Below are 18,348 nucleotides of genomic sequence, written 5' to 3' on the forward strand. Positions count from 1 at the left end.
TCGTGAATGCCCCAGTGGCCTTGAACCCCTGTTCGGCCATACTTATCTGTATATGGACTTAGTGCGGGCTCAGCTTTGGGCCGCACGTCCCGGTTTGCCTTTAACGACGCGGGGACGCGTTCCATCGGGAACCGGAATCTATATAGGAGGGTGCAATCATGGCCCGTAATAACCTGCCATCCATTACGGCCGGCGAAGCCGGTCTTAACCGTTACCTCGACGAAATCCGCAAGTTCCCGATGCTGGAACCCCAGCAGGAATATATGCTCGCCAAGCGCTATGCCGAACATGGCGACCGCGATGCCGCACACAAGCTCGTCACCAGCCACCTGCGTCTCGTCGCCAAGATCGCGATGGGCTACCGCGGCTATGGACTGCCGATCGGCGAAGTCGTGTCCGAAGGTAACGTCGGCCTCATGCAGGCCGTGAAGAAATTCGACCCGGAACGCGGCTTCCGCCTGGCAACCTATGCCATGTGGTGGATCAAGGCCTCGATCCAGGAATATATCCTGCGTTCGTGGTCGCTCGTGAAAATGGGCACGACCGCCAATCAGAAGCGCCTGTTCTTCAACCTGCGCCGCCTCAAGGGCCGCCTGCAGGCGATCGACGAGGGTGATCTGAAGCCGGAACACGTCTCCGAAATCGCCACCAAGCTGAAGGTCTCGGAAGAGGAAGTCGTGTCCATGAACCGCCGCCTGTCCGGCGACGCATCGCTGAACGCCTCGATCAAGGCGTCCGAAGGCGATAGCGGCCAGTGGCAGGATTGGCTGGTCGACGATCACGACAGCCAGGAAGAAGTGCTGATCGAGCAGGACGAGCTCGACACCCGCCGCCGGATGCTGTCCAAGGCGATGTCCGTGCTCAACGAACGCGAACGCCGCATCTTCGAGGCCCGCCGCCTCGCCGAAGATCCGGTCACGCTGGAAGACCTGTCGTCGGAATTCGACATCAGCCGCGAACGCGTCCGCCAGATCGAGGTCCGCGCCTTCGAAAAGGTCCAGGACGCCGTCCGCAAGGAAGCGCTCGACATGGCCAAGGCCGTCCGCGTGGTGGAAGCCAGCGCGTAAGCGCCTGCGGTAGAACAACAATTGAAAAAGGCGGGCCAATGGCCCGCCTTTTTTGCAATGTGGAAGCGTTGGGCTTCACGATACCATGTCAGCAATGATCGCCGATGCTGGAAAGAAATTTGCGGAGTTGTTCCAGTTGTTCCGGCAATGCGGCCGCGCCTTCCTGAAGTGCTTGTTCAAGGGCCTCCCTGGACGGATAGACTTCGTGGAAGGTCAACAGGGTTTTCCCGTCCTGATCCTCGAAGGTCACGGTCGTGATCGCGCCCTCTTCGCCCTCGTCATTGGTCCAGACGATACGCTCGTTGGGCACGACCTCGAGATACTTACCGTAGAAGGCCATGGTATCCGAACCGCCAGTGCCGAATTCAAGCCGATATTTGCCGCCGGTCCGAACGTCCATGTCGCACGATACGAGCGAAACGCCGCCCGGCGCCGATTCCGGCACCCACCAGCGCTGAAACAGCTCCGGCTGGCTCCACGCCCTGTAGACCGTGCTCGGCGGCGCATTGAATGTTCGCGTAATGACGAGCTCGCGATCCCCCTTGCGCTGGACTGACGTAGGGTTCTGCGCGCCTGTACTCTCAAACTGCTCCTTCATCGCTTCCTCCCTGTTGTATTTTGTTGATGATTTCATCCAACGCGTCGAAACGGGCCTCGAAGAGCTTGCGGTGCGCCTCTATCCACTCCGCCTCCGCCTTGAGGCCGCGTTTTCCAAGCCTGCAGGTTCTCACCCTTCCAACCTTCTGCGTGACGACAAGCCCGGCCCTCTCAAGAACCTGGACGTGCTTCTTCATGCCGGTCAGCGTCATCTGAAAAGCATCAGCGAGACTGGTAATAGATGCGTCCCCATGGCCGAGCAGATCGATGATCCCACGGCGTGTCGCATCCGAAAGCGCCGCGAACGAGAGATCAAGAGGAGGAGCTATATACTGAACCATATAGTTCAGTGTTGTAATCTGCTTAGACGAGAAGCGCAAGCGTTCCCTGCCATTCCGACTATTCGCTATGTCCCTTTCCAGCGCGCGGATTCGATCGAGTTCGAAAATTCGACACTCGTAATCGTCCCGCCAACCGCGGTTCGTGGATAGAACTGGAGATGTTTCCGGCGCGTGAAGGGCAGGCGGTCCCCGCAGGAACCGCCTCGTTTTGCGGCTACCAGCCAGATTTTACTGGCTGGTGCTGACGTCGCCGAGGGCGGTCCAGCTGCTGATCGCGGTGTTGAACGCGGCGCCGCCGGTCGAACCCTTCTGCATGGTGATCAGGGCACGGCGGCCGTTGCGGTAGGTGATCGGGATGTCGATCCAGTCGCGGGTGGCGAGCAGGTCGAGGTTCGACTTGCGGGCGTCCGGATAGTCGTTCAGGGCGATCATGTGGAAATCGTCGGTGATCTTGGCCGGAACGGCGATCAGCGCGTCGCCGCGGTCCTGCTCGGTCCGCTTCATCGAGATGCGCTGAACGCTGTCGATCTTACCACCTTCAAAATTCGGCGGTACCGAGAAGACGATCTCGACCAGATGGCTGGCCGGCAGCGACGGGTCGGAATTGCGCTTGAAGGTCACGAGAGCCGAGAGATTGCGCTCGGGAACGGTGACGTTGCCCTGCACCGTCGCCTCATCCTTGCCGTTGGCGCCCTTCTCGTGCTGGACGCTCCAGACGACCGAACCCTGGATCGCCGTCGGCGAGCTCTGGCCAATACGCTCCTCATAGAGGAACATCTTTTCCGACGCGCCGACCGGTGTCTGCGTCTGCGCGGCAGGCGGGGCCGGCGCATCCGTTGCAGGTGGCTGCTGTGCATTGGCAGCGCCCGACTGCGCCGCAGGCGTGGCCTGTGCCTGTACGGCCGGGGCGGCAGAAGCGACGCTCTGCTGCGCAACCGACTTGCCTTCGGCTGTCGGTGTCGTGGCGACCGTGGCGGGACCCGGATCCGTCTCGCTGCCGTCGGCCATCAGGCGCTGGTTGAACTTGTTGCTGACCGACGCGCCGTCATCCACGGCGGCAACCTGCTTGTTGCTTTCAGCCGGGGCTGCGGAGCTGTCGTTTGCCGCAGGAGCGGTGCCCGATGCCGGCGCGGTGGCGGGCGGCGGCGTTGTCGCTGCGGGCTTCGTCGTTTCGGCGGTCTTCGGCGCCGAGCTGATCAGGCCATTGACCATGGCGTTCAGCTCGTCGCGCCTCATCCACGCCGCGTAACCGCCACCGCCAAGCACGGCGAGAGCAACGAGCGTACCGATGATCCTGCCGAGGCCGAAGCGGCGGCGCTTCGGCTCCATGCGGAAATTCTTGTTCTGCAGCTTGGCAGCGACGATCTGGTCGATATCGGCAACCGGCGCCGTATCGTCGTCGTCATTGGCAACGCTGCCGCGTCGGCCGTAGCCGCGAAGCGATTCGGCTTCCTTCCACTCGCTGCCAGGCACATCCGGCGCCGGCTGCGCGGGCGCCGCCTTGTTGCCATGCACTTCGGAAAACAGATCGGAATCGTCGCCATGCGGTGCTGCTGCGGCCTTCTTGGGCGCATCGATCGGCGGCAGGTCGTCGAAGGCTGCCGCTTCCCATGAGAAGCCTTCGTGCGCCGGAGGCATCTTGGCGGGTTCCGGCACAGAGCTCAGACCCGACAGCGCCTCTTCGAAGGCGCGGGCGCCGGAATCGGCGTTAGCGGCAGGCGCAAGGCTGGAGAAGTTGTGCAGTTCCTGATCGGCCCAGACCGTTTCCGCATCCTTCGGCGGCTCGGCGGGCGCCTCGGCAACAGGCTCGCTCCACACAGGTTCGAAACGCCCGGCGGCATCGCTCTGCAGCGGCTCGTCCTGCGTCTGCTCGACAAATTCCTGCGGCTTTTCGAACGAGGCGAAAGGCTCGACCAGGCGGTTGGCTGGATTATATTCGCTGGCGCGAAGCGGCTCGACGGCTTCCACCGGTTCCGGTTCGGCGTGATGTTCTTCGAAGACTGCGGTTTCGGCGGCAACGTGGTGTTCCTGCTCGACCGGCTCTTCGTGCTGCGGGGCGTGCCAGGTTTCAGCAGGCGCGTCCTCGGCAGGCTGCTGCCACGGCGCAGGCTCTTCGGCATGCACTTCAGGTTCGGCAGCCGGTGCCGCTTCTTCATGATAGACGGGCTGCGGCTCTTCGTAGGCAGGCTCGGCGGCGGCAGGCTCTTGGTCGGCGACAGGCTCCTCGTAGGCGGGATGCTCTTCCGGAGCGGCTTCTTCAACCGGCTCGGCCGCAGCGTGCACTAGCTCTTCGACCGGCGCTTCTGCTGCCGGTTCTTCATAGACGGGCTCGGATATGGCCTCGGCAGCGGCTACAGGCTCAAGCGCTACGGCGTTGTCGTCCGGCAGCGCCTCGGCATGCTCGGCCTCGACTTCACGAATGGCGGCATCCAGCTTTTCAAGCTGCCGTTGCAACATCGCCTCCGGCGGACGCGGTTTCATGTTTTCGAGCTGCCGCTGCACTGCGCCGCGGGCCCGCTCGTAAACCTTCACCCGCATCTCGGGCGTATTTTCGGTCAGACCGTCAACGGCCCGCCGGATGACTGCAATAAAATCCGCCATTCGTACTTTCTCAAAAGGCCCGGCTTAACGCACGGGCCAAATCGCAATGACCCGCGACATTAATCCTCAAAGGGATCGGTCACAAGTATGGTGTCATCTCGCTCAGGGCTTGTGGACAACAAGGCGACCGGTGCGCCGATCAGCTCCTCGACCTGGCGTACATACTTGATCGCCTGCGCCGGAAGATCGGCCCAGCTGCGGGCACCGACGGTCGATTCCTTCCATCCCTCGAGCGTGATGTAGACGGGCTCGACACGGGCCTGAGCGGCCTGGCTTGCCGGCAGGTAATCGATCTCCTTACCGTCGAGCTTGTAGGCGACGCAGATCTTCAGCTCGTCCAGGCCATCGAGGACGTCGAGCTTGGTCAGCGCGATGCCGGTGATGCCGGAGGTCTTCACCGTCTGGCGGACCAGAACCGAATCGAACCAGCCGCAGCGGCGCGGACGGCCGGTGTTGACGCCGACTTCGCGGCCGACGGTCGACAGGTGCTTGCCGATCTCATCGTTGAGCTCGCACGGGAACGGACCTTCGCCGACGCGGGTCGTATAGGCCTTGGTGATGCCGAGGACATAGCCGATCGCCGTCGGGCCGAGGCCGGAGCCTGCAGCCGCCTGACCGGCAACGGTGTTCGACGAGGTCACGAACGGATACGTGCCGTGGTCGTTGTCGAGCAGCGCACCCTGGGCGCCTTCGAACAGGATGCGGGCACCGGCCTTGCGCTGGTCGTCGAGAATGCGCCAGACCTGATCGACATAGGGCAGAACCTGAGCGGCAACGTCGTTCAGTTCCTTCTCCAGCGATTCCACCGAAATCTCCGGCAGGCCGAGGCCACGGCGCAGGGCGTTGTGATGGGTCAGCAGGCGGTCGATCTTGGCCGGCAGCGTTTCCGGATCTGCAAGATCGATGGCGCGGATGGCGCGGCGGCCGACCTTGTCTTCATAGGCCGGGCCGATGCCCCGGCGGGTGGTGCCGATCTTGGTGCCGCTGTTGGAAGCAGCGTCTTCACGGAAACCATCGAGGTCGCGGTGCAGCGACAGGATCAGCGGCGCGTTGTCGGCGATGCGCAGCACTTCAGGGGTGACATTGACGCCCTGGGCGCGCAGCTTCTCGACTTCGGCAACGAAGTGATGCGGATCGACGACGACACCGTTGCCGATGACGCTGAGCTTGCCGCGAACGAGGCCGGACGGCAGCAGCGCCAGCTTGTAGCTGACACCGTCGATGACCAGCGTATGACCTGCATTATGGCCGCCCTGATAGCGAACGATGACGTCCGCACGTTCCGAAAGCCAATCGACAATCTTGCCCTTGCCTTCGTCACCCCATTGGGAACCGACCACGACTACGTTCGTCATCCAACTCTTCCTGTTACCGGCGGATTATCCGCGCCCTGCTCAAACCCGCGCATCTATAAAGGTTTGTTTTTTGGAAAGCGACCCTGTTATCGCGGTGAAATGGGCTTTTTGCGTGACAAAACAGCCCGCCGCGGGCTATTGCCGGAACCACGCCCCGCCTCCTGTCCGGCCAGTCACCGATACGGAAAGAATCATCGTGCAGATCACGGCCTATATTTGCCTCGTCATCGCAACGCTGTGCTGGGGCGGCAATGCGGTGGCCGGCAAGCTGGCACTCGGCCATATCAGCCCGATGATGCTGACCCTGCTGCGCTGGACGCTGGCAACGGCATTGATCGCCGCGATCTCCCTGCCCTACCTCAAGCGCGACTGGCCGCTGGTGCGCAAGAACCTGCCGCTGCTCTTCTTCTACGGCATCATCGGCTACACGACCTTCAACGCCATGCTCTATTCGGCCGTGCAGTATACGACGGCGATCAACGTGGCGATCGAGCAGGCAGGCATCCCGATGCTGATCTTCATGCTGAACTTCGTCTTCTTCCGTACTAGCGTCTCGCTGGCGCAATTCGCGGGCTTCGGCATGACGCTGGTGGGCGTGGCCCTGACGGCGGCCCACGGCGATTTCGCCACGCTGCTGCATCTCAGCCTCAACCGCGGGGACGCGCTGATGCTGATCGCCGTCGTCGCCTATTCCGTCTATACGATCTTTCTGCGCTGGAAACCGCCCGTCGACTGGCGCACGCTGATGGCGATCCCGGCACTTGCTGCCGCACTGAGCTCGGTGCCGTTGCTGATCTGGGAAGGCTCGAAAGGCAATATCCAGGTGCCCGATGCCAATGGCTGGGTCATCGCCTTCTACACGGCAATCTTCGCCTCGCTGCTGGCGCAGATTCTCTACATCAAGGGTGTCGAGACAATTGGCGCCAATCGCGCCGGGCTGTTCATCAACCTCGTGCCGGTCTTCGGCACTCTGCTGTCAGTCCTGCTTCTCGGAGAGGAGCTGCAAGTCTTCCACATGATCGCGCTGGCGCTGACGCTCGGCGGGATCGCCATCGCCGAGAAGGGACGCCCAAAGGCATCCGCTCCCACGACGCCAGCCTCGCCGGTCGATTAACCGAGCTCGAGCGTCGTCACGCCGTAAACGTTCTTCAGCGGGATCACCGGCGCCTGGCCGCGATACATCCGCATCGTCTCCAATACCGGCTCAAGCCCGATCGCCTCGGCGAGCGCGATAGCTTCCACGTTATCGGCCGGCACGTCGATGAAGATCCGGGCGCCGTTCGCCTCGGTGACGAGCTGCGCAACGAGCGCCGCCGCCGTATCGGCATCGGCGGCAAATAGCGGGCCGATCTTGTAGCCTTCGTAACAGCGGCGGATCGTGCCATAGCCACGGATCTTGCCGCTCTTGCGCACGACGGCACTCTTGCGGCCCTTGCGGCTGGTGCACCAGGCGCTGATGAACTCGGGACGCGATGCGGGGAAGATCGAGGAGTCGTAGCGGGCGATGCCATCTGTCTTGTCGGAGACCGCTTGTGCGAGCTGCGGCGATTGCGGTGCAGGCTTGGCTATGCCGCCGAAGCGGATCGTCTTGTAGGCGGGCTCGAAACCCGCCTTGCGGTAGCTCGGCTGCTGCGCCTCGACGCCATCGAGGCCGATGGTACGGCCTTCGGCAGACGCCATGCCGGCATTCCAGATCGCCTTGCCATAGCCTTTGCCGCGGAAATCCGGGTGAACGATATAGAGGCCGAGAAAGGCGAAACTGTCGCCGTATTTGACGACCGAGATCGAGCCGACAGGCACTTCGCCTATGGCGCCGACGAAAAAGCCGGACGGATCGGCGTCATGAAATGCAAGGGAATCGTCGAGGCCGGGATTCCAGCCTTCCTGCCGGGCCCACTCGAGTACAAGCTCCAACTCGCCCGGCCGCATGGGACGAACCGTAAACTCCGAATTCATGCAACTTCCCTAACCAACTCTGCCGCAAGCCCGCAAAGCGCATATGAAGAAAAGCTAAAGAATAGCTTTCCAAGCATCCCCGCCCATACGAAGAAACATGTTCATGACTGAAACGATCAAACATCGATCGCCGTAAGGCCCGGCGCGAGAAACTTCGTGCCGCAATGATCATGAAACAACAAAGCTACAATCTCAAGAAAATTACTTAACAAATCGCCAGCATCGCGAAGCCGTGAAAGAAGATTCCGGCGGCTCCAGGCGTGCTATTCTCGCTGTTGCGGCAGTGCTGGAAGAATGCGGGCGGCAGTCTTCGACGGTCCGTTACTTGATCAGCAGATCTTTCACCCGGCGGGCGAAAGCATCGCCGAGAAACGGCTTGGTCATCACATGCATGCCGTGATCGAGATGGCCGTGGTTCAGAACCGCATTCTCGGCATAGCCGGTAACGAACAGGACACGGAGATCAGGCCGTGTCGCCCTGATCGCATCGGCCAGTTGCCGCCCGTTCATGCCGCCGGGCAGTCCGACATCGGTCACCAGGAGATCGATCGGTTGGCCGGAATTCATGATCCGCATCGCGCTCATGCCGTCATCGGCCTCCAGCACGTGATAGCCAAGCTCCTCGAGAATCTCGACTGCGACCATGCGTACCAGTGGCTCGTCATCGACGACGAGGATCGTCTCGTGGCCCGAAGCGCGCGGCGTCACCGTCGGGCTCGACATGTCGTCAGCCGTTTCCGCGTCGCCGAGATGGCGCGGCAGATAGATGCAGATCATCGTGCCCTTGCCGAGCTCCGAATAGATGCGCGCCGTCCCGCCGGACTGGCCGGCAAAGCCATGCACCATCGATAGGCCGAGACCGGTGCCCTGTCCGGTCGGCTTGGTGGTGAAGAACGGATCGAACGCCCGCTCCACGACATCCGGCGTCATGCCGGTGCCGGTATCGCTGACGCAGAGCGACACATACTGCCCGGACGACAGCCCTCGCTGCCGCGAAGCCCGCTCGTCGAACCAGCGGTTGCCGGTCTCGATCGTCAGCTTGCCGCCGTCGGGCATCGCATCCCGGGCGTTGAGGCAGAGGTTCAGCAGGGCGTTTTCGAGCTGCCCGATATCGACGAACGTGGTCCACAGACCGCCCGCCAGCGCCGTCTCCACCTCGATGGTCGGCCCGACGCTGCGGGTCACCAGATCCTGCATGCCAGACACCAGGCGATTGAGCGTTGCCGGTTTCGGATCGAGCGTCTGCCGGCGCGAGAAGGCGAGTAGCCGCTGAGTCAATCCCGCCGCGCGCTTGACCGCGCCCTGTGCGCCGGTGACGTACCGGTCGAGTTCGCTGATGCGGCCCTGCGCCAGGCGCGTCTGCATCAGCTCCATGGAACCCGAGATACCGGCCAGCAGGTTATTGAAATCATGTGCCAGGCCGCCGGTCAGCTGGCCGACCGCTTCCATCTTCTGCGAATGGCGCAGCTGCTCCTCGGCATGCATCAGTTCCGCCGTCCGCTCGGCGACACGCTGCTCCAGCGTATCGTTGAGCGAGCGAAGTGCCGACGTGGCGCGGTCGCGCTCAGCCTCGACGGCACGGCGCGTTTCGATGTCGAGAAGCACGCCCGGAAAACTGAGCGGCGTGCCATCGGCAGCAAGCTCGACCCGTCCATTGGCTTCCAGCCAGTAATATTGCCCGTCGGCGCGGCGCGTCCGGTATTGATGCGCGTAGGGACCGCCGCGTCTCAGGGCTTCGCCCATGGCCTGCGAAAGCGAGGCCTTGTCGTCGGGGTGAACGGTTTCGATCACCTGATCGAGGCTGAGTCCGATCCGGCCGAGCGCCGGATCGAGACCGAATGCCCGCGCAAAGGCCTCATCCACCGTGAACCGGTTTGACGGCACGTCCCAGAACCACGTGCCGATGATGGCGCCGGCCGCCAGCGCCAGCTGAACGCGCTGCACATTCTCACGCGCGGTCGCCTCGCTGTCACGCAATGCATTTTCCGCCTGCCTGCGCGCGGAGATATCGCGAAACAGCACCGAGACCTGGCGCAGGCTTGCCGGCTCGACGCGCGAGGCCGAGACTTCGATATAGCGGTCGACGGCAACGAAATGCTGCTCGAAGCGGATCGCCCGGCCACTTTCCAGCACGCCGCCATAGAGCGTCAGCCACTGGTCCGGCGCATTCGGTTCGATCTCGCGCAGCCTCTTGCCGATGATGTCGGAGATCCCGGTATGCCGCCCATAGCCGGAATTGGCCTCGATATGCACATAGTCGCTCAAGGGGCCATGCGGACCGTCGATGAATTCGATGATGCAGAAACCGTCGTCGATCGCCTCGAACAGCGCCCGGTAGCGCGCCTCACTGCGCATCTGCATCTCGTCGGCCGATTGCGGCACGTCACCGCGTCCCGGCTCGACGCCGCTGTGATTGCCTGCTCCGAGGGGTCTGTCTGGCTGCTGCGATCTCAGACGTCGTACTTCTTCTTCGAGCTGCTCCCGGGAGAGCGATGTTACGTCTGAACTCAAGGCGGCAACCTTTTCTGGATGATATCCGCTTGTACGGAGAGGGACAGATGTAGATCACCATCGGCCAACCGCAATGGTCCGAATGCCGTGCTGCGGGCATTTACTGCACATCGGCAGAATTTGCGGTATTTTATTGAGTATTCCGCTTTATCTTTACTGAGACGTGGCGGGCGGGAAGCGCTGGGGAAACGCCACACCAGAGTGATCGATTTGGCAACCGAGACCTTAAATCAGGACATGAAGAGCCCGCCGCTGCGCCGGAGGCGCGGCCTGGTGCTATGGTCTATGCTGGCCGTTTCGCTGTCGCTGATCGGCGGCACCGTTCTGCTGTCGAACGACATGCGGCATCTGCGCGATCTTGCCGGGCGGCTGGGCTACCCGTTCACGCCACAAAAGACCGTGGCAGTCCTCCCGAAAAGCTCGCCTCCGCCACCCAGGCCAAGACCGGCACCCAATCCTGTCCTCGTCAGCATCGAGCGTGATCCGCGGTTGATGGATCCACCGCTTGCCGAACTCGCGGCCGCCTTCTTCAGGACATGGTGGACGACGGGCCCGGCGATCTGCGACGCCCTGCGGAAGGCCGGCATCGGCACGACGCCGTGGCGAGCTGCGGGCATGAGCAGCACCACATTCGAATGCACCTTCCAGCAGGTCTACAAGCAGGATGCCGAACGCCCGCTGAGCTCGGTCTTCGTGATTATCCGCGGCGACCGCGATGGAGCGATCTTCAACATGCGCGCCAAGCTCGTCGGTCCGGAAACCGACAGCGCCGGAAAGCTCGATCCGGCGGCGATGCGAATTTTCGAGACCATGCTCGCCCAGCCGCACTGGCAGGACTTCTCCGCCACGCTGGCAGCGATCCGCGAATTGAAAGACGTGAAGGAAGAAAGCTTCGGGACCAGCGTCAGCTTCACCCGCGAGACCACCAGCGACAATAGCTTCAACTTCATCATCGCAATGAAGGCGACGCCCGGACCGCAGATCCGCACCAGAGCCTATTTCTCCGGCGAACGCTGGCTTGAGTTGCCCGAGCAGCCGCCTTCGGAAAAGCGGCCGCCCTATTTTCGTTAGAGCCTTAGAAGTAAGGCTCGAAGAACGTCCTGATGGCATCGATCTCGTTCGGACGAATGTCATGCCCGCCCGTGTGCCATTCGGTCGTGACCTTTGCCTTTTCCTGTTCGAAATAGGCAGCAAGCGCCTCGGTCAGCGGCACCGGGCAGATCGGATCGCGCTGGCCGGCGGTGATCAGAACCCTGCGCCCGGCAAGTTCCGGATTGGACTTCGGCTGAAACGGGATGAGCGGATGCAGCAGTGCGGCAGCATCGAAGATGCCTTTCTCGATCAGCACATTGGCGAGAATGTTCGCACCATTTGAAAAGCCCAGTCCGAGAATGTGTGACGCGCCGTGACCGGCCGCGAGATCCCTGACATAGGCGGCCATCTTTTCGGTCGCCCGGGCGAGGTCGTCCATATCGTAGACGCCCTCGCCGGTGCGCTTGAAGAAACGCGCCGCACCGTGTTCGGAAACATCGCCCCGCGGCGAAACGATCGTCGCTTCCGGCAGCAGGCGGCGGCCGAACTCGAAGAACTGCGTCTCGTCGCCCCCCGTGCCGTGCAGCACGAAGAGAATAGGCTTGCCGGGTGCACCGGCATGCAGCCGGTGCACATATGAATGATCAGCCATGGCTGTTCTCCTTAGGCTTCGAGCGGCGGCAGATGCTGCTCGATCAACTGGCGCATATGCGCATGCTGCTGCGGCAGCTTCAGCGCCTCGCCCAGATGAGCCGTATCTTCGTCACGGTCGAAGCCCGGTTCGTTGGTGGCGATCTCGAACAGCACGCCACCCGGCGTGCGGAAATAGATTGCCCAGAAGTAATCGCGGTCGATGACCGGCGTCACCTGGTAACCGGTATCCATCAGCGCCTTGCGCACTTCGAGCTGCGTCTCGCGGTTTTCGACGGCGAAGGCGACGTGGTGGACGGAACCGGCACCCGGAAGCGCACGGTTGATGCTCGGCATCGTTTCGAGATCGATCAGATGCGCGCCATTGCCGCCGGGCAGGATCAGACGCTTGACGCCGTCCTTCTCGTCCTGGACCTGATAGCCCATGAACTTCAGAAGTTCGGACGTCGCGCCGTCATCGCGCAGCCGCATGGCAACCGAGTGGAAACCGCGGATCGCATGATCCTCGGAGATACCGCCGTTCGTCCACGGCTTGCGCGCATCGTCCTTGACCTCGACGAGCGCGAAGCCGTCACCGTCGGGACCGGCAAAGTTCAGACGCTTCTCGCCGAAGCTTTCCTCGGTCTTCAGGCCGCCGGCATCGAGCTTCGACAACCGGTCGCTCCAGAAGCCGATCGAGCCTTCGGGAACCGAGTAGACGGTGGTGCCGACTTCGCCGGTGCCCGGACGGCCCTGCGCCATCTTCGGGAACGGGAAGTAGGTCATGATCGTGCCCGGCGCACCGGTCTCGTCACCATAATAGAGGTGATAGACGTCGGGAGCGTCGAAGTTCACGGTCTTCTTGACCCGGCGCAGGCCGAGCGCGTGGGTGAAGAACTGATTGTTGGTCCGGGCATCCTCAGCCATCGATGTGACGTGGTGCAGCCCCTTGATCTGGTTCAACATGGAAAACCCCTTTCTTGCCCGCATCGGCGGGCTTTCGATGGGTGATAGATGATCCCTCGGCGGCTTTTGGAATAGCCCCGCAAGCTGACACGCATTGTCTCTTTTTATTGAACGATGAGAGAATGTCGTTCAGAAAGCGCTAGTTAACCTGTGGGTTCGCAGGCAGCTGCCAATCGATCGCCGCACGGCCATGAGACTGCAGATAGGCATTCGCCTTGGAAAACGGCTTGCTGCCGAAGAAGCCATTGTGCGCCGAGAGCGGCGAAGGATGCGGCGCCTTCAGTACCAGATGGCGCGCGCTATCGACGAACGCCGCCTTGCGCTGCGCATAGGATCCCCAGAGGATGAAGACCACATGCTCGCATTCCTCGTTGACCTTGCGGATCACGGCATCGGTGAATTTCTCCCAGCCCTGCCCCTGATGCGAGGCAGCCTGCGCCTCCTCGACGGTCAGGACACTGTTTAGGAGCAGCACGCCCTGCTTCGCCCAATGCTCCAGGAAGCCATGCCGGGCGCGCTCGATACCGAGATCGGTCTCCATCTCCTTGTAGATATTGACCAGCGACGGCGGGATACGCACGCCGGGACGCACGCTGAAGCACAGCCCGTGCGCCTGACCGTGACCGTGATACGGATCCTGGCCGAGGATGACGACCTTCACATCGGACAGCGGCGTCAGATCGAGGGCGCGAAAATATTCCGATCCCTTGGGAAAAATATGCTTTCCCGCCTGCTTCTGCGCCTGTAGAAACGCCTTCAGCTGCGCCATGTATGGGCTTGAAAACTCCGGGGCAAGCGCGGCCTTCCAGCTGTCTTCCAAGGCGATTGTCTGTTCGGTCATTTGCGCTCCCGTTCTCTGAGAACGAGCACCTGATGTGGCTCGAAAAGGGAATTGCGAAGTAATTTAGTGATCGCTGCGGATCAAAATTTACGAAGTGACAGTAGTGTGTTGATAATGGCCGACGGATTCAAGCGCTGGCAGGGCTTATTCAGAATGAAATTTGGGACTAGTGGACTGCGCGGGCTCTCCGCCGATCTAAAAGGCAGGGCTTCCGCGCTCTATGCGGCCGCCTTCGGCCAGCATCTCCTGGAAAGTGGACAGGCAAAGCGGGGTGACCTCATTCTGCTCGGCCGCGACTTTCGCGATTCCAGCCCGGAAATTGCTGATAACTGCACCGCAGCGCTGGCCTCGCTCGGATTCGCGGTCGCCGATTGCGGCACCGTGCCCACCCCGGCGCTGGCGCTCTACGGCCTCAAACTTGGCGCCGCCAGCCTGATGATCACGGGCTCGCATATCCCCGCCGATCGCAACGGCATCAAGTTCTACAGGCCAGATGGCGAAATCGACAAGGCCGACGAGACGGCAATCTCCGCTGCCGCAGCCAAGCTCGACGCCACGTTTGTGATGCCCGCGAAAACAGGCACGGCATCGGATCATGCCGCCGTCTGCGCCGAAGGCTTCTTCAAGCGCAACGCCGCCATCCTTCCGGCAAAAGCGCTCTCCGGCCTGCGCATCGGCGTCTACCAGCACAGCACCGTCGCGCGCGACATGCTGGTCGATCTGCTGGCGCTCTATGGCGCCGAGACGATAGCACTCGGCCGTTCGCAAACCTTTATCCCGGTAGATACCGAAGCCGTCTCGCCTGAGACGATCGAGCTGTTGAAGGGTTGGGCTGCCGAGCACCGGCTGGACGCAATCGTCTCCGCTGATGGCGATGGCGACCGACCGCTGGTGACCGACGAAACCGGTACGCCGCTGCGCGGTGATCTCCTCGGCCTCATCGCCGCCAAGATCCTGAAAGCCGCCGTGGTCGTCACTCCGGTGACCTCGAATTCCGGCATCGAGACGGCGGGCGATTTTGCCGTCACCCGCACCAAGGTCGGCTCGCCCTTCGTCATCTCTGGCATGCAGGAGGCGGTTTCGGCGGGCAAGGCGCGCGTCATCGGCTTCGAAGCCAATGGCGGCACGCTGACGGCGTCGGAATTTGTGATCAACGGGACGGTGCTGGCGCCGCTGCCGACACGCGATTGCTTCCTGCCGATGCTGGCCGTGCTTTCGCTTTCTGCAACGGACGGCAAACCGCTGTCCAAGATTGCCTCGTCCTTTGCCCTTCCCGTCGCTGCTGCCGACAGGCTGGAGAATTTTCCGGTCGAGACCAGCGCCAGGCTGATGGCTTATCTTCGCCAATCGCCTGACAAGCTCGCCGAATTCCTGACGCCGATCGGCGAACCGGCGAAGGTGAGCGATATCGATGGCCTGCGGGTAACGCTTAAGAATGAAGCCGTCATCCACTTTCGGCCTTCCGGTAACGCACCGGAAATGCGCTGTTATGTAGAAGCGAAAGATGAAGCTGCGGCAGCTGCGCTGCTGGATGCCGGCCTGAACCGGATCCGGCAATGGGCGAACGCCAACTGAACCAAGACTTACGACCGCGAGGAAATATAGAAATGACGCAGAAGATCGTTCCCGTGATCATGGCCGGCGGCAAGGGCACCCGCCTCTGGCCGCTGTCGCGCGCATCGGCGCCAAAGCAATTTATCCAGTTCATTGGCGACCGGACGCTGTTCCAGGAGACGCTTGCCCGCGTCTCCGATCCCGCTCTCTATGAGGCGCCAGTTGTCCTTACCAACGAGGAGTTCCGCTTCCTCGTTGCTGAGCAGGCCCGCGAACTCGGCCACGAACTAAAGGCGATCCTGCTCGAGCCGTCGGCCCGCAACACCGCACCCGCCGTTGCCGCCGCCGCCGTGCTGATCGCCGATCTCTTCGGCAAGGACACGCTGATGCATGTCCTCGGCTCCGACTACGAGATCGTCGCCGACCAGAGCTATTTCGATAGCGTCCGCGCCGCTGAAGCGACCGCCGCTAAGGGCAAGCTCGTCACCTTCGGCATCGAACCGTCCGAGGCCGCGACCGGCTACGGCTATATCGAAGGTGGTGAGACGCTCCCGACCGGCGCACTGACCGTCAAGCGCTTCATCGAAAAGCCGCCGCTGGCCAAGGCTGAGGAGATGCTGGCTGCGGGCGGCTTCTACTGGAACTCCGGCATGTTCATGTTTCAGGTGTCCGCTCTGCTCTCCGAAATGCGCAGTCGTGCCCCTGAAGTGGCTCAGGCTACAGAGGAAGCGGTTCTGAACTCCGTCCGTGATCTTGACTTCATCCGTCTCGACGCTGCGTCCTTCGCCAAGGCGCCGAACATCTCCATCGACTATGCGATCATGGAAAAAACGGCCAACGCCGCCGTCGTCCCCTCGCCCTTCAAGTGGTCGGATCTCGGCAGCTGGGACAGCGTGTGGAAGTCAGGCAAGCGTGACGAGCATGGCAATGTCGCCACCGCCAACACGACGCTAATGAACAGCCGGAACTCACTGGTCATGACCCACGGTGTCCACCTCGCGGTCCAGGGCATGGACGACATCGCTGTGATCGCCAGCGAAGACGCCGTCTATGTCGGCCGCCTGCAGGACAGCCAGAGCGTCGGCGATATCGTCAAGACGCTGGCCGCACGGCCGAAGACCGTGAAGCTCACCGAAACGCACCCGACTTCCTACCGTCCGTGGGGTGGTTACACCTCGATCTTCAATGGCGACCGCTTCCAGGTGAAGCGCATCTTCGTCACCCCGGGCAAGAAGCTGTCGCTGCAGAAGCACCATCACCGCTCCGAGCACTGGATCGTCGTCAAGGGCACTGCCGAAGTGACGATCGGCGAGAATGTGCAGATGCTGCGYGAAAACGARTCGGTSTATATCCCGCTCGGCGAAGTCCATCGCCTCGCCAATCCGGGCAAGATCATGCTGGAACTCATCGAGGTGCAGACCGGTTCCTATCTCGGCGAAGACGACATCATTCGCCTCGTCGACGAGTTCGGCCGCAACTGACAACAGCACTTGTCTTGAACTTATGACTTTCGCTCTGTAACACGGTCGCGTTCTGCCAGTGGCGGACGCGATCGTTTTTCATGATGGAAGTCATCCCATGCGTATTGTTATGATCGGTTCTGGTTATGTCGGCCTGGTGTCCGGCGCCTGCCTTGCGGATTTCGGCCACCACATCACCTGCGTGGACAAGTCCGAAGCCAAGATCGATGCCCTGGAGCGCGGCGAAGTGCCGATCTTCGAGCCAGGCCTCGACGCGATCATCGAGCATAACCGGGCGGCCGGCCGCCTTGATTTTTCCAAAGATCTGGCGGCGCCCGTCGCTGCTGCCGACGTCGTCTTCATCGCTGTCGGCACCCCATCGCGCCGTGGCGACGGTCATGCCGACCTGAGCTACGTCTATGCCGCAGCCCGCGAGATCGCCGCTGCCGTCACTGGCTTCACCGTCATCGTCACCAAGTCCACCGTGCCCGTCGGCACCGGCGATGAGATCGAGCGCATCTTCCGCGAAGAATTCCCCGGCAAGGACATCGCCGTCGTCTCTAATCCGGAATTCCTGCGCGAAGGTGCCGCGATCACCGACTTCAAGCGCCCTGACCGCATCGTCATCGGCACCGAAGAGCCGCGCGCCGTGGAAGTCATGCGCGAGGTCTACCGCCCGCTCTATCTCAACGAAGCACCGCTCTATTTCTGCGAACGCCGCACCTCCGAGCTGATCAAATACGCCGCCAACGCCTTCCTGGCGATGAAGATCACCTTCATAAACGAGATCGCCGACCTCTGCGAGCAGATCGGCGCCGACGTGCAGAAAGTCGCCAAGGGCATCGGCATGGACAAGCGCATCGGCGACAAGTTCCTGCATGCCGGCCCCGGCTATGGTGGCTCGTGCTTCCCGAAGGATACGCTGGCTCTCGTCAAGACCGCGCAGGACTATGACAGCCCGATGCGGCTGATCGAGACGACGGTCGCCATCAACGACAACCGCAAGCGCGCCATGGGCCGCAAGGTGATCGCCGCGTGTGACGGCACAGTGCGCGGCAAGAAGATCGCCGTCCTCGGCCTGACCTTCAAGCCGAATACCGACGACATGCGCGACGCCCCGTCGATCACCATCATCCAGGCGTTGCTCGATGGCGGCGCCGAAGTCCATGCCTATGACCCGGAAGGTATGGAAGACGCCAAGGGCATGCTCGGACCTGTCACCTACGGCAAGGATCCCTACGAGATCGCCCAAGATGCCGACGCGATCGTCATCGTCACCGAATGGGATGAGTTCCGCGCCCTCGATTTCAAGCGCCTGAAGACCACGGTCAAGACGCCGACGATCGTCGACCTGCGCAACATCTATCCCGCCGCCGAAGTCAGTAGACATGGTTTCAGCTACTTCGCCGTCGGCAAGAAAAGCGAGAAGCAGTAAGA

15 protein-coding genes are annotated in these 18,348 nt (G+C 62.1%); 6 read left to right on the plus strand and 9 right to left on the minus strand.

The window, feature by feature from the left end; genetic code table 11:
* The first annotated feature begins 158 nt into the window (after positions 1–158).
* The gene (rpoH, locus tag AC1DJO_RS15355; RefSeq protein ID WP_112390391.1) at positions 159–1,067 is read left to right on the plus strand and encodes an RNA polymerase sigma factor RpoH; all 909 of its coding nucleotides are present in this window, start codon (positions 159–161) and stop codon (positions 1,065–1,067) included.
* 88 nt (positions 1,068–1,155) lie between these two features.
* Here the strand turns inward: rpoH and AC1DJO_RS15360 are convergent, their stop codons facing one another.
* The 4 genes from AC1DJO_RS15360 to AC1DJO_RS15375 all read right to left on the minus strand — a co-directional run bounded on the left by AC1DJO_RS15360 (position 1,156) and on the right by AC1DJO_RS15375 (position 5,961).
* Entirely contained in the window at positions 1,156–1,665 is a 510-nt protein-coding gene (locus AC1DJO_RS15360) for an SRPBCC family protein (protein WP_477971493.1), read from the minus strand.
* Positions 1,649–2,005, minus strand: coding sequence for an ArsR/SmtB family transcription factor (locus AC1DJO_RS15365; protein WP_477971630.1), 357 nt, complete (start codon positions 2,003–2,005; stop codon positions 1,649–1,651). Before AC1DJO_RS15365 ends, AC1DJO_RS15360 begins: the two co-directional genes overlap by 17 nt.
* Before the next feature lie 228 nt (positions 2,006–2,233).
* The gene (locus AC1DJO_RS15370; protein ID WP_477971495.1) at positions 2,234–4,606 is read right to left on the minus strand and encodes a hypothetical protein; all 2,373 of its coding nucleotides are present in this window, start codon (positions 4,604–4,606) and stop codon (positions 2,234–2,236) included.
* A 59-nt stretch (positions 4,607–4,665) separates the two neighbouring features.
* Positions 4,666–5,961 (minus strand): adenylosuccinate synthase, encoded by a 1,296-nt coding sequence (locus AC1DJO_RS15375; protein ID WP_112390388.1) that lies wholly within the window; start codon positions 5,959–5,961, stop codon positions 4,666–4,668.
* Between the two features lie 196 nt (positions 5,962–6,157).
* Here AC1DJO_RS15375 and AC1DJO_RS15380 point away from each other — a divergent pair, with 196 nt between their 5' ends.
* A complete protein-coding gene (locus AC1DJO_RS15380; RefSeq protein ID WP_477971497.1) occupies positions 6,158–7,075 on the plus strand; it encodes a DMT family transporter in 918 nt (305 codons plus the stop codon).
* On the opposite strand, the gene AC1DJO_RS15385 is transcribed toward AC1DJO_RS15380, so the two are convergent.
* Together AC1DJO_RS15385 and AC1DJO_RS15390 are read right to left on the minus strand one after the other, a co-directional pair.
* Complete coding sequence (locus tag AC1DJO_RS15385; RefSeq protein ID WP_310293938.1) at positions 7,072–7,917, minus strand: GNAT family N-acetyltransferase; 846 nt, start codon at positions 7,915–7,917, stop codon at positions 7,072–7,074. The two genes, AC1DJO_RS15380 and AC1DJO_RS15385, sit on opposite strands and share 4 nt — an antisense overlap.
* Before the next feature lie 321 nt (positions 7,918–8,238).
* Positions 8,239–10,278, minus strand: coding sequence for a response regulator (locus tag AC1DJO_RS15390; RefSeq protein ID WP_477971632.1), 2,040 nt, complete (start codon positions 10,276–10,278; stop codon positions 8,239–8,241).
* Positions 10,279–10,629: 351 nt separating this feature from the next.
* Between AC1DJO_RS15390 and AC1DJO_RS15395 the strand changes: the two genes are divergently transcribed.
* On the plus strand, positions 10,630–11,499 hold the full coding sequence (locus AC1DJO_RS15395) for a DUF6030 family protein (protein WP_477971500.1): 870 nt from the start codon (positions 10,630–10,632) through the stop codon (positions 11,497–11,499).
* A 4-nt stretch (positions 11,500–11,503) separates the two neighbouring features.
* On the opposite strand, the gene AC1DJO_RS15400 is transcribed toward AC1DJO_RS15395, so the two are convergent.
* From AC1DJO_RS15400 to ung, 3 genes are all read right to left on the minus strand, one after another.
* Entirely contained in the window at positions 11,504–12,112 is a 609-nt protein-coding gene (locus tag AC1DJO_RS15400) for an alpha/beta hydrolase (RefSeq protein WP_477971502.1), read from the minus strand.
* Between the two features lie 11 nt (positions 12,113–12,123).
* Positions 12,124–13,056, minus strand: a complete 933-nt coding sequence (locus tag AC1DJO_RS15405) for a VOC family protein (RefSeq protein WP_477950086.1) — start codon at positions 13,054–13,056, stop codon at positions 12,124–12,126.
* 139 nt (positions 13,057–13,195) lie between these two features.
* Entirely contained in the window at positions 13,196–13,897 is a 702-nt protein-coding gene (gene ung, locus AC1DJO_RS15410) for a uracil-DNA glycosylase (RefSeq protein ID WP_477971504.1), read from the minus strand.
* Between the two features lie 153 nt (positions 13,898–14,050).
* Between ung and AC1DJO_RS15415 the strand changes: the two genes are divergently transcribed.
* The 3 genes from AC1DJO_RS15415 (at position 14,051) to AC1DJO_RS15425 (ending at position 18,346) form a co-directional block, all read left to right on the plus strand.
* Complete coding sequence (locus tag AC1DJO_RS15415; RefSeq protein WP_477971506.1) at positions 14,051–15,472, plus strand: phosphomannomutase; 1,422 nt, start codon at positions 14,051–14,053, stop codon at positions 15,470–15,472.
* 32 nt (positions 15,473–15,504) lie between these two features.
* Complete coding sequence (locus AC1DJO_RS15420; RefSeq protein WP_477971508.1) at positions 15,505–16,932, plus strand: mannose-1-phosphate guanylyltransferase/mannose-6-phosphate isomerase; 1,428 nt, start codon at positions 15,505–15,507, stop codon at positions 16,930–16,932.
* 97 nt (positions 16,933–17,029) lie between these two features.
* A complete protein-coding gene (locus AC1DJO_RS15425) occupies positions 17,030–18,346 on the plus strand; it encodes a UDP-glucose dehydrogenase family protein (protein WP_477971510.1) in 1,317 nt (438 codons plus the stop codon).
* The last annotated feature ends 2 nt before the right edge of the window (positions 18,347–18,348 follow it).

It is taken from the genome of Rhizobium sp. 05N430 (genome assembly GCF_056396985.1).

Excerpts from the sequence above, each read along its gene's own strand:
- rpoH (WP_112390391.1), top strand. The coding sequence starts at position 159 with ATGGCCCGTAATAACCTGCCATCCATTACGGCCGGCGAAGCCGGTCTT.
- AC1DJO_RS15360 (WP_477971493.1), bottom strand. The coding sequence starts at position 1,665 with ATGAAGGAGCAGTTTGAGAGTACAGGCGCGCAGAACCCTACGTCAGTC.
- AC1DJO_RS15365 (WP_477971630.1), bottom strand. The coding sequence starts at position 2,005 with ATGGTTCAGTATATAGCTCCTCCTCTTGATCTCTCGTTCGCGGCGCTT.
- AC1DJO_RS15370 (WP_477971495.1), bottom strand. The coding sequence starts at position 4,606 with ATGGCGGATTTTATTGCAGTCATCCGGCGGGCCGTTGACGGTCTGACC.
- AC1DJO_RS15375 (WP_112390388.1), bottom strand. The coding sequence starts at position 5,961 with ATGACGAACGTAGTCGTGGTCGGTTCCCAATGGGGTGACGAAGGCAAG.
- AC1DJO_RS15385 (WP_310293938.1), bottom strand. The coding sequence starts at position 7,917 with ATGAATTCGGAGTTTACGGTTCGTCCCATGCGGCCGGGCGAGTTGGAG.
- AC1DJO_RS15390 (WP_477971632.1), bottom strand. The coding sequence starts at position 10,278 with ATGCAGATGCGCAGTGAGGCGCGCTACCGGGCGCTGTTCGAGGCGATC.
- AC1DJO_RS15400 (WP_477971502.1), bottom strand. The coding sequence starts at position 12,112 with ATGGCTGATCATTCATATGTGCACCGGCTGCATGCCGGTGCACCCGGC.
- AC1DJO_RS15405 (WP_477950086.1), bottom strand. The coding sequence starts at position 13,056 with ATGTTGAACCAGATCAAGGGGCTGCACCACGTCACATCGATGGCTGAG.
- ung (WP_477971504.1), bottom strand. The coding sequence starts at position 13,897 with ATGACCGAACAGACAATCGCCTTGGAAGACAGCTGGAAGGCCGCGCTT.
- AC1DJO_RS15415 (WP_477971506.1), top strand. The coding sequence starts at position 14,051 with ATGAAATTTGGGACTAGTGGACTGCGCGGGCTCTCCGCCGATCTAAAA.
- AC1DJO_RS15425 (WP_477971510.1), top strand. The coding sequence starts at position 17,030 with ATGCGTATTGTTATGATCGGTTCTGGTTATGTCGGCCTGGTGTCCGGC.